We start from the raw sequence: 13,752 nt of genomic DNA, 5'->3' as shown, positions 1-13,752 counted from the left end.
GTTCTATTTTACTTTGCAATCAATTAGATAGAAAACATCCAGTTTCCTGTGCGGTATCCTATGCGTGGTAACCAATTCCAACTGTTGTTGTAATAGCTACTACCATAATACCCATTACCATAGTAACCATTATTATAATACCCATTATTATATGAACGGTTTTTAGCGCGAGCCATTCGCTCTTCGTGGCGATATTCTCTTTTCTGAGCTTTGCGCTCTTGTTTTGCTTCATACCAATCATATGCTTTGTACGTGTCTTGTACTGTTGTACTAAGTGTTGCAGTCAACGAATCTTTCGCAGCCATATACTTAGACAAACTCGCTTTATAATTAGGGTTTTGATCTTCAACTAATTCTTGAGCATAAGCACTTTGAAATCCAAACAAACTACTTAATACTAATCCCAAAATTGATAATAACTTTTTCATATTTACAAATTTTAAGTGTTTAACATGCAATATGCATACCATACTATAAATTTACAACTTTTTATTTAATTCTCTCAGAACCAAAGCCTATTTGATCTTCTATGAAGTGTTTTCCCTGACAATGCTCTGCTAATTCTTGACGTATAAATGTCATAACAAAGTCTTTATCTTGTTTTGGAAACAATAAGTGAACATTTGCCCCAGCATCTAATGTAAAACATACCGGTATCTTTGTCTGTTCTCTAAAGCTCCAAATCTTCTCGATAATTTTCAAAGTCTTAGGCTTCATTAAAATAAAATAAGGCATTGAAGTCATCATCATTGCGTGCAATGTCAAAGCTTCACTTTCTACTAACGAAATAAATTCTTCTAAATTACCCTCAACTAAAATATTTTTCAACTTAGCTAAATTTGTATGGGCTTGTGCAAATCTCTCTTTTGCAAAGGGATGATTGTGCATCAAATCGTGTCCTACTGTACTTGATACTTTCTTCTCTCCTTTGTCAACTAATAAAATCACATCACAGTAATCTTTAAATACTTCGTGTACTTCTTCTGGAAAAGCAACCCCGTATAAATCTGAACTATCTGCTATATCCTTGTGCTCTCCCCAAACAACAACACTTCCGACAATACTTCTACAAGCACTTCCCGAACCTAATCTGGCTAAGAAAGATGCCTTCTTATCAAAATATTCGTCTGTCATCTCTGGAAATAATGCTTTTTCTAATGACATTATATTTACTGCCATAGCCGCCATTCCTGACGCTGATGATGCAATTCCTGAACTGTGTGGAAAGGTATTTTCTGTATCTATTACAAAGTGATAATCTTCGATATAAGGACAATAAGACAAAATTCGCTCAAAGAATTTTTGCACTTTCGGTTTAAAGTCTTCTTTTGGTTTTCCTTCAAACAACAAATCAAAGCTTATTCCCTTTTTTGTCTTTACTTTATATTCCAAAGAAGTAATTGTTTTACAATTACTCAATGTAAAACTCAACGATGGATTAGCTGGAATCTGATTATCCTTCTTTCCCCAATACTTCACCAAAGCAATATTACTTGGCGAACTCCACGAGAAAGTTCCTTGAACAACACTTGCCAAGTCAACTTCTCTATCAAATATAAAATCTTTTATTGTCATTTTTACTACTTCTTCTTTAAACAAAAATACTATCTTTTATTGTAAATGTCCTTATCAATGGCATTTTTCATCTAAAAGAGCTTTTTCTAATTTACGGATAATACGGTAATTACCAACCTATAAAAAACTACATTATAGCTTCAAATAATTCTTTCTAATTGCTTGCTCTACTCCTTTTCTAAACTGCACACTTATATACTCTCTTCCAACTGGAGCACTAAACATAAACATTGGGTTTTCAGGAAAACCTTCTGTTGTTCTAAATAGAATAAAATAACTTTTACCTAATTTACCTGCTTCCAACCACTCGTCTAACTTGTAGTAGTCAGGAATAGAACGTCGCTCTCTTACAACGATTAAAACATCTTTTATTTCTTCCCATTGCAATGCTTTTTCTTGAAACAGACTTTTATATAAGACTCCTTTTTCGTCAATAGTCACATTCATAAAGCTACTTTTGTATAAAAACACGACAAATAAGAATAGCATTACTACACTCAAAATAATCGTCAACACATTTCCTATACTCAAAAAGAAAAGAGCACAACCTAAAAAGGGTCCTATACAAATTAGAAATAGCAATATCCTACTGGATACGTTATAGTAGTTAAACTTCATACTTATTGGTTTTCTATTTTATCACAAATAGCATTTGCTGCTATAAATCCTGTTGTCCACGCATTCTGAAAGTTAAACCCTCCTGTAATAGCGTCTATGTTTACAACTTCTCCTGCAAAATACAAATCTGTATTGATTTTACTTTCCATTGTTTTAAAATTAATTTCCTTTAAATCAATTCCTCCAGCAGTTACAAATTCGTCTTTAAATGTACTCTTTCCATTAACCTGCATTTCTGCCTTAGTTAGTTCAGTAGCTAATACTTCTAACTGCTTATTAGTAACATCGGCCCACTTTACGTCGTTTGCAAAACCAGACACCTCAACAATTCTTTCCCATAAACGATTAGGCAAATCAATTTCCACTCTTTTGATGACAGTTTTCTTAGCGTGCTCCTTGCGTATTGTTTGCAATAATTCCATCACAGACTCAAAGTCGTGATTTGGCAACCAATTCACATTAATCTGAAACTGATAATTTTTATCTGCTAAAATACGAGCTCCCCAAGCTGACAAACGCAAAATACCAGGACCGCTCATTCCCCAATGTGTAATCAACAACGGACCACTTGCTTCTAACTTTGTTCCTTTTACTTTTACCTCAGCAGGAGTTGCTACTCCCATTAAATCTTTAATGCGTTTATCTTTGATATTAAATGTAAACAATGACGGAACAGGCGCTACAATTTTATGTCCAAGCTCATTGATTAATCCCCATATTTTAGGATTACTTCCTGTTGTCATCACTAAATGCGAACATTCATACCCTCCATTTGTCGTATCTAATTTCCAAGAGTTCTCTTTTTTAAACACACTTTGTACACTTGTTCCTGTCAAAACATCAATTTTCAACTGTCTTGCTGCCTTTAAAAAACACTCAATAATAGTCTGTGATGAATCTGTATCAGGAAACATTCTACCGTCTTCTTCAATCTTCAAGGTTACACCGTGATCTTCAAACCAAGCTATTGTATCTCCAGCACAAAACTGGTGAAAAGGTCCTAATAACTCCTTTGCTCCTCGCGGATAAAACTGTGTAAGCTCTTTAGGATCAAAGCACGCGTGAGTTACATTACAACGTCCTCCACCAGAAATTCTAACTTTTGAAAGAACTTCTTTTCCCCTTTCTAATATTGCTATTTTAAGCCCTTTTTTTCTCTCTGCAAGATTGATTGCTGTAAAAAATCCAGCGGCCCCTCCTCCTACTAATATGACGTCGTAATTCATTTAAAAATACAGTTTTAACATTATTCGCAACTTTTACAATTTTTTATTCTATTGTAAAAATTTATCTTTACCGCCACAAAGATACTTACTTACGATCGCATACTTATCATCGTTAAATTAAGAATATGAAAAAATTACCCTTCTTAGCATTAATCGTTTTGTTCTCAATGTGTAAATCAGGTTCGTCTGTTTTTACACCTAAAAAGGAACTGACTATTGAAGAAAAGATAGAAAAAATCAAAGAGGAAGAAAGACTTCCTGTCGAAAAAGATGTTGTTGACTTACCAGAATACGCACAAGTGAGAGATGATTTTCGCTCTGTATCTGAACAAACAAGAGACAACTATTTAAAAGGAATGAGAGCTTCTGAAGACAAATATTCTGTTATCATCTTAACAAAAGGATTTAAAGGAGAGAACATTACAGTAAAAAATGGTAGTAAATCTTTTTTTAGAGGAATGACAATGAGTGACCTAAAGTCTGGTATTGCTAAATCTATTCGAATAGAAAACGAACAAGATGTTATTATAACAGATAGCTTTACAGGAGGTGAGTTAACAATTGAGGCTGATCACGCTAAAATGTTTAAATTCATTTATGTAATGAAAAACAATGCAAATAAAGAAATTCCTTTTAAAGTTACTTTCAGCAACACATTAAGACCTGTCAAATAGTGGAAAAAAGGGATATGGTTCTTCGAATGATACAACAAGCGGCTCTTTTACTTAGGGCCGTTTTTAATTCGCTCCCTCTTGAAGATTTTAAATCAGAGGATGAGCTTCAAGCAATGGGCAAAAAACTTTCTGAAGACAACTTTATCCAATTGGATGATTTTATCGCGTTACCAAACAGTAAAGAAGCTATTGACTTTCTTTTGCATACCAAAGCTTTTGACCTAAACAATATTGAACTACTTGCTGATATCCTATTCACAGCCAGTAATAAAGTAAAAGCTATAGCTCCTAAACAGGCTATTGCTTATCAACAAAAAGCTCTACTTCTTTTAAATTATCTATCTCAAGAAACTAAAACATTTGACTGGAACAGAATTCAGAGAATACAACAGTTAGAACAGATATTATCTCAATAAAACATAAAGATTGAACAAGCAATGAAAGAAAAGTGTTCCAAATAAAGAGCAAAGTCTTGCTGAAGTATTGAGTGATTTTTAAAATGAATACATGAAATTTTAAATATAAAACACACAACAAGTGACATTTCTGTGGTACTTGGCGCCAGTTAAAAAATGGCACAACAATACACTAAATAGTTCTCTTTTCAGTCCTCTCTTTTACCTTTAATTTCTAACACTTATATAATATTCATATACAGAAAATACAATAAGTAAAACATGAACAATGTTATAAAATAAGTATTTACTATTCACCTTTCTCTTTTTATTAGCTGTATTTAATCTATATCCACTAACTATGAAATAGAACAAAATAAGTAAGTAAATAATTATAAACAATTTAATATTAATATAATGCATATTGTTATTTTTAAATTTTTACAAATATATAACAGTCTTATTTAATTAACAAAAATAATGTTAATCAAAATACAATCACGCCCATAAAAATCAGCAAAAAACTTCTTTATCCTTGTATAACCCTACAACTTCACAATCCTTTTCATATTTATCGGAACAAAGTCCTTTATCTGGCACAACTACATCTATATTAAAATAGACAAGTTTTATGCTGTCTGTATGTATATCCAATGTTTAATATATGTAGTATGCTTGTATACTTTTACATAGAAAGTATACAAGCAGTATACAAGTACTATACATACACTATACAAGCACTCTTTAAATGAAGTGTAAAAAATAGTGTAATAGCCTTGTTTTAACGTCCCTATCCCAACGCTTAACTCAATTGAAAAGAAACTACTGAAGTAACTAAGATTTTTATTTGACCAACTATTATTAGTTCTCAACTTATAAACAAATAGTAGGTGTAATGAAACAAAAAAAGGGCATCCTTTACGGACACCCTTTTACAATAGTTTAATCTCCCAATTTGCTCATAAAAAACTAAACTATCAAAACTTTGATAACATAGCACTATGTCATTCTTAATCGGGAGCAATATACTGTATTATGATTACAAATAGAACTTTATCTACTAAAAAGCAATCATTTTTTTATATGGTACGATAGTCATATACCCTTTTGCTTCAAAATACGAAGATGGATTTTCTTTAGTGGCTACCAATACAAAATCTCCTCCCCAAGCACCAAGGCTTTTAACTTCTCCATCAAAATCAGCAAACAAGTGCTGTTTCACGGTTTCTTGTTCAAGAATCTGACTCATCAATGCTTCGTGCTCTTTGATCAAATCACAAAAAAAATCAAAACTTACACACGCTTGCATTTCTTTTCCTAATTCTTCAATGCGATTTCCAATATCTCCTAAAGAGTTTTTCTTCTTGCGATAATTGGCAATTGCTTCTTTACTACTCTTCTTTTGATTTAAGTACACAAAATACAAGTGGTCTGTAAAATTAGGCGAAAAAGTAACCGGTGTAACTTCTGGCGAGTTGCCTTGTCTTCTATAAAAAATCGGTTTGTCATATTGTGCACAGGCAATGTCATAGCCACTACCTCCAAACGATTCATCTAACAATTGAAAACCGTTAATTCCAAACCATTGAGCAACATTGTTAATCCACGTTGATGATGTTCCCAGTCCCCAAATTCGAGGAAAAGTTAATTCACAGGTAACATCAAAGCCTTGTGCTTTATTTAACAACACCTCATTTTGTTGATGTGCTGCCCTTAAAACATCAATCAATACACCACGAAATGTAGAAGTATCTGGTTTATTAACATTAATTATTTCGTCAATAGTAACTTCCTCTTGCATCCACATCGTGCCATCTGCATCAAAATTAGTCCAACGAATTAGTCCTGTTGATGTTTCTGTTACTTCCATAGATTGTCCAAAACGAGTAGGCACAGCGAATGCACGTACACCATCTAAAACCAAGTACTCTCCTGTTAGAAGTAATTTTCCGTTACTATAAAACTTTTGTGTCTGCATTATTTTCTAAGGCTTTCTAATAATTCAACTACTGCGCTATGTGAAACAACATGCTTTTCAAAGTGTGCTACTACTTTTACACGCTCAGCATCAGTTGCTTTAAATTGATTTAAGATATTCATCAAGTGCATTTTCATATGTCCTTGTTGAATTCCCGTAGTTGTAAGCGATTTAACAGCTGCAAAGTTCTGTGCTATTCCGGCAACTGCAATTACTTGCATTAACTCAGTAGCTGAAGGTTTTTGCAACATTTGTAAAGCAACTTTCACCATTGGGTGTAATGAAGTCAATCCTCCTACTGTGCCCAAAGCTAACGGTAAATCAATCCAAAATTTAAAAATACCATTCTCTAAGGAAGCGTGTGATAAACTACTATATTGTCCGTTGCGAGCTGCATAGGCGTGAACTCCTGCCTCAATAGCGCGGAAATCATTACCCGTAGCAACAACAACTGCATCTACACCATTCATTACACCTTTATTATGTGTTACAGCTCTAAAAGGTTCTACTTCTGCAATGCGAACAGCTTGTACAAACTTCTCTGCAAATAAAATAGGGTCTTTAATATCCGCTGATTTCAAATCTTCAACCGGACAACTAACTTCAGCGCGAACAACACAATTAGGAACGTAGTTTGATAAAATACTCATTACTACATCTATTTGTTTTTCCTCTTCGGTAAAAGTTATATTAGCAATTGCTTTTGCTTTTAAGGTAGAAGCTATTTGCTCTAAACACGAGTTGATGAAATTAGCCCCCATACTATCTACCGTCTCAAAAGTAACGTGTAGTTGATAGTAATTTGGAATATCAGCAGTCTTATCTCTTAATTCGATTTTTTGAATTCCTCCTCCACGCTTTTGCATGTTCTGAGTAATTGAAAAAGTATCATCTAAAAAAGCTTGTTGCGTATTTGCTATAAATTCTTCCAGTTTTTGTTTATCTCCTTTGTAGATAAAGTGTACTTGACCTATTTTTTCTGTACCTAAAATAGTCGTTTTAAACCCTCCTCTTTCAGACCAAAACTTTGCAGCTTTAGATGCAGCGGCAACAACCGAACTCTCCTCAATTACCATAGGAATTGTGTACCACTTGTCATTGATAAGAAAGTTAGGAGCTACACCAAATGGTAAATAAAAATTCGTAATTGTATTCTCGATAAACTCATCGTGAAGTTTTTGTAACTCCTCGTCTGAATTCCAATATTGCTCGATTAATTCAACTACATCTTCAGGGTTTGAAAAATACGTCTGAGCTATCCAATTGATTTTGTCACGTTTACTTAACTTAGAAAAACCATTAATATTACCTGCCTTCATAATTTTTATTTAAGCGACAAAGATAACTCATTCTTACAAGGTTAAAAAAACTAAAAAATCAACAAACACTCATTTTTGTTTAATTTATTATGACTTTCTTTGGCAAAATTGCGTCAATAGATTTAAGCTTTTATTGCCTATTCCGAAAAATAAATTGGTGTAAATCATATTTTTTCATTAAAATTGGAAGTTTTTTCGATTAAATATATAATGAAACATCTTAAGATTACCCTACTATTTTGCATTATTACATCGCAATTTGGGTTTGCTCAAAAACAAATTGAACAGGAAGAAATTTGGAATGGTTCTTTCAAAACTAAAGTAATGCAATCTGTCAACGCTATGGAAAAATCCAACCAATACTCACGTATTGAGCGCGTTAACAAAGACATGCAAGAAATTAACCTATACAGTTTCCAAACACTACAAAAGGTTAATACAATCTTCTCTACAAGTGATTTTAAAGACATAACTTCTATTGATACGTATGTATTTGACCATAAAGAAGAACAACTGTTAATCGGAACAAATTCTACACCAATCTATCGCCGTTCGGCTTTGGCTGATTATTATTTGTTTAATCCTACAAAAAATACACTTGTCAAAATTGCAGACCATAAAATTTTAGAACCTACTTTTTCTAACGATGGGTCTAAAATTGCTTATGCGTACAAAAATAACTTGTTTATTTACGACATCACTTCTCAAAAAACACAGCAAATAACAAATGACGGAGAAAAAAATCACGTTATTAATGGTATTTCTGATTGGGTTTATGAAGAAGAGTTCAGCATTGTTCGTATGTTCGACTGGAATAAAGATGGTGATAAATTAGCTTATGTTAAGTTTGACGAAACTGACGTTCCTGAATATTCAATGGATGTTTACGGAACAGGTTTATACCCTACACAAGATAAATTCAAATATCCTAAGGCAGGTGAAAACAACTCTTTGGTTTCTATTCACATCTACGATTTAAAACAAAATTCTACAGCACAAGTTGATTTGTCTGAATTCAACGATTTCTACATCCCAAGAATTAAGTGGACAAATGACAGCAACCTTTTAAGTGCTCAGGTTATCAATAGACACCAAAATGATTTAAAATTATTCTTTATCGATGGTAAAACATTGACTAAAAAACTAATCTTAAACGAAACGGATAAAGCTTATGTTGATGTAGCTACGGTTAACTTTTTACAAGACAATAGTTTTGTTTGGTTAAGCGAACGCGATGGTTTCAACCACTTATACTACTATAACAAAGATGGAAAGTTAATTAACCAAGTAACTAAAGGTAACTGGGAAGTAACGGATTATTATGGAATTGATACCAAAGCAAAAAAGCTATTTTATCAATCTGTAGAACGTGGATCTATCTACCGTGATATATACGCAATTGATTTAAACGGAAAAAACAAAACGAGATTAACTGACAATTTAGGAACGAATACAGCTGTGTTTAGTCCTCAGTTTGATTTGTTTATCAATATCTACTCTTCAAGTAAAAATGCACCTACATACACTTTAAACAATTCTAAGAATGGTAAAGTGGTAAAAGAGATTTTAAACAATAAAGAGTTAGAACAAAAACTAACAGCTTACCAACTACCGGCTAAAGAGTTTATCCAAATTCCTACAGTAAACGGTTTAAAGCTAAATGCTTGGATGATGAAACCAGCTGATTTTGACGCTAATAAACAATACCCTGTTTTTATGTATCAATACAGCGGACCAGGTTCACAACAAGTAGCTGACAAATGGTTTGACTCTAATGATTACTGGCACGCAATGCTTACTCAGAAAGGATACATTGTAGTAACAGTTGACGGTAGAGGAACTGGATTCAGAGGAGCTGAGTTTAAAAAAACTACTCAACTTCAATTAGGTAAATACGAAGTAGAAGACCAAATTATAGCTGCTAAATACTTGGGAGAACAAAGTTATGTTGACGCAAGTAGAATTGGTATTTGGGGATGGAGTTACGGAGGCTTTATGTCGTCTAATTGTTTGCTTAAAGGAAATGATGTTTTCAAAATGGCAATTGCTGTTGCACCAGTTATCAACTGGAGATATTACGATAGTATCTACACAGAAAGATACATGACAACACCTCAAGAAAATCCTAAAGGGTATGATGATAACTCTCCTTTTACTCACGCTGACAAGCTTAAAGGACGTTATTTATTAATCCACGGTACGGCAGATGACAACGTTCACGTACAAAATGCTATGGCAATGATTGAAACTTTAGTTCAAAAGAACAAAGATTTTGATTGGCTGATCTATCCAGATAGAAACCACGGTATTTACGGTGGTAACACAAGATTGCAATTGTACACTAAAATGACAAACTTCATTTTAAACAATTTATAATACCTACACCAAACAACAATATACAATCACGTACTAACTTAAAACAAACTAATAAAATTACAATGGCAGCAGAAACAGCTACTAATTCAGACCTCTTTAAATCAAAGGTGCTCGGACACCCTGCAGGTCTTTTCGTTCTATTCTTTACTGAAATGTGGGAGCGATTCTCTTTCTACGGAATGAGAGTATTATTAATTCAATTCTTGACTGCAAAAGTCTTATTTGATGATCCTTTCTCAGGCTGGGGATGGTCCGCAGAACAAGCTGGTGCTTTATATGGTACTTACGCAATGTTGCTTTATTTAACTCCAATTCTTGGTGGAGTTATCGCTGATAAATATATCGGATCGCGTTGGGCGGTTATTGTTGGTGCTATTATAATGACAATAGGACACGCTGCAATGGGATTTGATGCTAAATTTATGTTCTTTATTGGACTTGCTTGTTTAGTTATCGGTACTGGTTTCTTTAAACCTAATATGCCTTCTATGCTTGGTGAGATGTATAAATATCTTCCTGAGAAAAAAGATGCGGCATATACAATCTTCTATATGGGAGTAAACTCAGGAGCTTTCTTCGGTATGATGCTTTGTGGATATATTGCTGAAACGCAAGGATGGCACTATGGATTTACTTTAGCTGGAATTTTTATGTTCTTAGGAACTGTACAATTCTGGTTAGCGAAACCTTTATTTGGTAATGTAGGAGAACTTAAAAAAGTGGATACAACAATACAAAAAACACAAGAAGAGATTAAAGAAGAAGAGGAAACAAGAAATCCTTATACTTCTATCGACTATGTGTTAATTGCATTTGTTTCTATTATCGGTTTATTATACGCATTCAATGACCCTTTATCTAAAAATGGGGTTTATGATATGTTCAAATTCATAGATACTGACGCATTAAGAGGTCAAAATATTATGGCTATTGTTGCTTTAATCGCTTTCTTATACTTAGTAATCTCAAGAATTTTACGTTATGGAAAGATTATTAGAGACAGAATGTTTGCTGTAATTCTATTAGCTTTCTTCTTAATGTTCTTCTTTATGAGTTTTGAACAAGGAGCTACTTCACTTGTATTGGTAGCGAGAGACTACGTAGATAGATCTTTAGAAGGAACATCATTATTGATTTTTAATATCGTAAATACTTGTTTGACAATTATTCCTTTAATCATTATTTCTGGAGTATTAATTATGTTAGCTAAGGCTACTTGGAAAAAAATTGCTTTATCTAACTTGATGCTATTCATCTGTTTTGCGGCAATTTGGACCGCAGCTATCTGGATGTTATCAAATGAATTTTCAAAAGAATCATCAGAAATTACAGTTTCTTGGTTCTCTATCTTAAATTCTTTCTTTATCATTTCTTTTGCTTCATCTGTATCAAAATTATGGGATTCTAAATACAATCCACCTGCTGCATTTAAGTACGGAATTGGACTTATTTTAGTTGCTATTGGTTTCTTAATTCTTGGTCTTGGATCAATGGGAAGTTCTGAAGGCGTAAAAATGTCGATGATATTCCTAATATTAACATACTTATTCCATACCTTAGGGGAATTATTTATTTCGCCAGTAGGTCTGTCTTATGTATCTAAACTTGTACCAGGAAAAATGCTTGCATTTATGTTTGGTATGTGGTACTTGGCACTTGCAATTGCACAGAAATTCGCTGCTATTTTAGGAGGTCAAATTGAAGTTATCAAAAATGACTACTCATTAAGTCACTTCTTCTTCCTATTCACATTAATTCCTGCAGCAGCTGGAATACTGGTTATGTTGATAAACCCAATATTGAAAAAATTCATGCACGGTATCCGTTAGGTATCGTGCATTATACGATAATAAAAATTATTAATTAAAATGAGTCAGACACAGACATTAGAAGAGATTCAGAGTTTCTCGGGTAAATACCCGAAACAAATCTGGAGTTTATTCTTCTCAGAAATGTGGGAACGTTTCAGTTTCTACGGAATGAGAGGGATGTTGGTATTCTTTATGATTGACCAACTTAACTTTGCGGAAGCACAAGCTAACTTACAATACGGAGCTACTCAAGCATTCGTTTATGCATTCACTTTCTTAGGAGGTATTTTTGCAGATAAAATTTTAGGTTTCCGAAAATCTCTATTCTGGGGGGGCTCCTTAATGATCTTAGGTAGTTTAATCTTAGCATACGAACCACATACTTACTTTTTTACGGGTATCGCTTTTACAGTAATTGGTACTGGTTTCTTTAAACCAAATATCTCTACTATGGTTGGATACTTATACAAAAAGGGTGATAGTCGTACAGATGCTGGTTTCTCTTTATTCTATGCAGGTATTAACTTAGGTGCCTTAATTGGAGGTTACTTATGTATTGCTATTGGTAAAGGACACATCTTTGCTGAAACGATTGATCAAGCACACCGTTGGAATGTTGCTTTTGGTCTTGCTGCTTTTGTAATGCTTGTGAGTTTAATCAACTTTACATTTACAAAAAGACACTTAGGTCCAATTGGTATTCAACCGACTGAAGTTGCTGCTGATGGTACTGAAAAAAGAATGGCTCTTTGGAAAGAGATCCTAACGTATGTAGGTACTTTTGCAATGATTCCTTTGATCGTATTAATGATTGACAATACAGCTTATACTGATTATTTCATGATGACTGTTGGTCCGTTGGCTTTAATTTACTTGTTCTATGAAATGTCTAAATTGACACCTTCTGAACGCAAGAAAATTATTGCTGCATTAATCTTTATCTTGTTCTCTATCCTATTCTTTGGTATCTACGAACAAGCTGGAGGATCATTGAGTATTTTCGCTGCTAAAAACTTGAATTCAGACCTTTTAGGTATGCATTTAGATCCTAATGGAGTGAACAACTCTGGAGGGGCTTTCTTTATCATCTTCATTGCTCCTGTTTTGGGATTACTTTGGATTTGGTTAGCTAAAAAAGGAATTGAACCAAACACAATTATTAAATTTGGTTTAGGATTTGTTCTTTTAGGTGCTGGATACTACGCATTATTTGCTACAAGATTATTCGCTGATTTACAAGGGATGACTTCTTTAGATTTCTTCACATTTGCGCTATTAATAATCACATTAGGAGAGTTGTGTTTGTCACCTATTGGTCTTTCAATTATGACAAAATTAGCAACACCTAATTTACAAGGAATGATGATGGGACTTTGGTTCTTAGCAAGTGCGTATGGACAATATGTAGCTGGTATTATCGGTGCTGGTATGTCAACTACTGATACAGAAAATGCTACAAACTATGATGCCCTGATTTCTTATACTGATGGGTACAAAGATTTAGGTCTTTATGCTGTAGTAGCTGGTATAGTGTTAATGGCACTTTCTCCAGTAATTAAAAAGTTAATGCAAGATGTAAGATAATTTCATCTTCTTTTTATAAGATAAAGCGCCTTAGCAAACTAAGGCGCTTTTTTTTGCTTAAAACTGAAACAAGGTTACTTTGCAGCTTAGCAACAGCATATTTAGGCTGTTTCTGCAAATATTTCTCTGTTATTCATTGCTAAATAAAATATACAGCTTAACTTAACCTCCTTAATTATATAAATAATCAATTACC

General features: G+C 33.4%; 11 protein-coding genes. 5 read left to right on the top strand and 6 right to left on the bottom strand.

All coding sequences use genetic code 11. The annotated features are described in order from the left end of the window. Positions 1-23: 23 nt before the first annotated feature. The 4 genes from BLT46_RS01125 to BLT46_RS01110 form a co-directional block, all read right to left on the bottom strand. The gene (locus BLT46_RS01125; protein WP_090404924.1) at positions 24-428 is read right to left on the bottom strand and encodes a hypothetical protein; all 405 of its coding nucleotides are present in this window, start codon (positions 426-428) and stop codon (positions 24-26) included. A 61-nt stretch (positions 429-489) separates the two neighbouring features. Continuing rightward, entirely contained in the window at positions 490-1,575 is a 1,086-nt protein-coding gene (locus tag BLT46_RS01120; protein WP_090404921.1) for a diphosphomevalonate decarboxylase, read from the bottom strand. A gap of 132 nt (positions 1,576-1,707) precedes the next feature. Beyond that, positions 1,708-2,022 (bottom strand): hypothetical protein, encoded by a 315-nt coding sequence (locus BLT46_RS13225; RefSeq protein ID WP_233269302.1) that lies wholly within the window; start codon positions 2,020-2,022, stop codon positions 1,708-1,710. A gap of 173 nt (positions 2,023-2,195) precedes the next feature. Beyond that, complete coding sequence (locus tag BLT46_RS01110) at positions 2,196-3,419, bottom strand: BaiN/RdsA family NAD(P)/FAD-dependent oxidoreductase (RefSeq protein WP_090404915.1); 1,224 nt, start codon at positions 3,417-3,419, stop codon at positions 2,196-2,198. A gap of 125 nt (positions 3,420-3,544) precedes the next feature. On the opposite strand from BLT46_RS01110, the gene BLT46_RS01105 reads away from it, so the two are divergent. Both BLT46_RS01105 and BLT46_RS01100 read left to right on the top strand, forming a co-directional pair. Continuing rightward, the gene (locus tag BLT46_RS01105; RefSeq protein ID WP_090404912.1) at positions 3,545-4,093 is read left to right on the top strand and encodes a hypothetical protein; all 549 of its coding nucleotides are present in this window, start codon (positions 3,545-3,547) and stop codon (positions 4,091-4,093) included. Positions 4,094-4,119: 26 nt separating this feature from the next. Then, positions 4,120-4,509, top strand: a complete 390-nt coding sequence (locus tag BLT46_RS01100) for a hypothetical protein (protein WP_143021847.1) — start codon at positions 4,120-4,122, stop codon at positions 4,507-4,509. A 1,039-nt stretch (positions 4,510-5,548) separates the two neighbouring features. Here the strand turns inward: BLT46_RS01100 and BLT46_RS01095 are convergent. After that, positions 5,549-6,466, bottom strand: a complete 918-nt coding sequence (locus BLT46_RS01095) for a GYDIA family GHMP kinase (RefSeq protein ID WP_090404907.1) — start codon at positions 6,464-6,466, stop codon at positions 5,549-5,551. Then, a complete protein-coding gene (locus tag BLT46_RS01090) occupies positions 6,466-7,785 on the bottom strand; it encodes a hydroxymethylglutaryl-CoA reductase, degradative (protein ID WP_090404904.1) in 1,320 nt (439 codons plus the stop codon). The genes BLT46_RS01095 and BLT46_RS01090 overlap by 1 nt, the downstream gene beginning before the upstream one ends. A gap of 210 nt (positions 7,786-7,995) precedes the next feature. Here BLT46_RS01090 and BLT46_RS01085 point away from each other — a divergent pair, with 210 nt between their 5' ends. From BLT46_RS01085 to BLT46_RS01075, 3 genes are all read left to right on the top strand, one after another. Then, entirely contained in the window at positions 7,996-10,161 is a 2,166-nt protein-coding gene (locus tag BLT46_RS01085; RefSeq protein ID WP_090404901.1) for a S9 family peptidase, read from the top strand. Positions 10,162-10,223: 62 nt separating this feature from the next. Beyond that, the gene (locus tag BLT46_RS01080; protein WP_090404898.1) at positions 10,224-11,990 is read left to right on the top strand and encodes a peptide MFS transporter; all 1,767 of its coding nucleotides are present in this window, start codon (positions 10,224-10,226) and stop codon (positions 11,988-11,990) included. 39 nt (positions 11,991-12,029) lie between these two features. Continuing rightward, a complete protein-coding gene (locus tag BLT46_RS01075; protein ID WP_090404896.1) occupies positions 12,030-13,556 on the top strand; it encodes a peptide MFS transporter in 1,527 nt (508 codons plus the stop codon). Positions 13,557-13,752: the final 196 nt, after the last annotated feature.

The organism is Myroides phaeus (assembly GCF_900099675.1).
In the GTDB taxonomy this organism is placed as follows: domain Bacteria; phylum Bacteroidota; class Bacteroidia; order Flavobacteriales; family Flavobacteriaceae; genus Flavobacterium; species Flavobacterium phaeum.
Note: the sequence above shows the minus strand (reverse complement) of the source record. Positions and strands in the feature narration are given on the sequence as shown.

Coding starts and splice junctions, on each gene's coding strand:
- BLT46_RS01075 (WP_090404896.1), top strand. CDS start 12,030: ATGAGTCAGACACAGACATTAGAAGAGATTCAGAGTTTCTCGGGTAAA.
- BLT46_RS01085 (WP_090404901.1), top strand. CDS start 7,996: ATGAAACATCTTAAGATTACCCTACTATTTTGCATTATTACATCGCAA.
- BLT46_RS01080 (WP_090404898.1), top strand. CDS start 10,224: ATGGCAGCAGAAACAGCTACTAATTCAGACCTCTTTAAATCAAAGGTG.
- BLT46_RS01090 (WP_090404904.1), bottom strand. CDS start 7,785: ATGAAGGCAGGTAATATTAATGGTTTTTCTAAGTTAAGTAAACGTGAC.
- BLT46_RS01105 (WP_090404912.1), top strand. CDS start 3,545: ATGAAAAAATTACCCTTCTTAGCATTAATCGTTTTGTTCTCAATGTGT.
- BLT46_RS01125 (WP_090404924.1), bottom strand. CDS start 428: ATGAAAAAGTTATTATCAATTTTGGGATTAGTATTAAGTAGTTTGTTT.
- BLT46_RS01100 (WP_143021847.1), top strand. CDS start 4,120: ATGATACAACAAGCGGCTCTTTTACTTAGGGCCGTTTTTAATTCGCTC.
- BLT46_RS01110 (WP_090404915.1), bottom strand. CDS start 3,419: ATGAATTACGACGTCATATTAGTAGGAGGAGGGGCCGCTGGATTTTTT.
- BLT46_RS13225 (WP_233269302.1), bottom strand. CDS start 2,022: ATGAATGTGACTATTGACGAAAAAGGAGTCTTATATAAAAGTCTGTTT.
- BLT46_RS01120 (WP_090404921.1), bottom strand. CDS start 1,575: ATGACAATAAAAGATTTTATATTTGATAGAGAAGTTGACTTGGCAAGT.
- BLT46_RS01095 (WP_090404907.1), bottom strand. CDS start 6,466: ATGCAGACACAAAAGTTTTATAGTAACGGAAAATTACTTCTAACAGGA.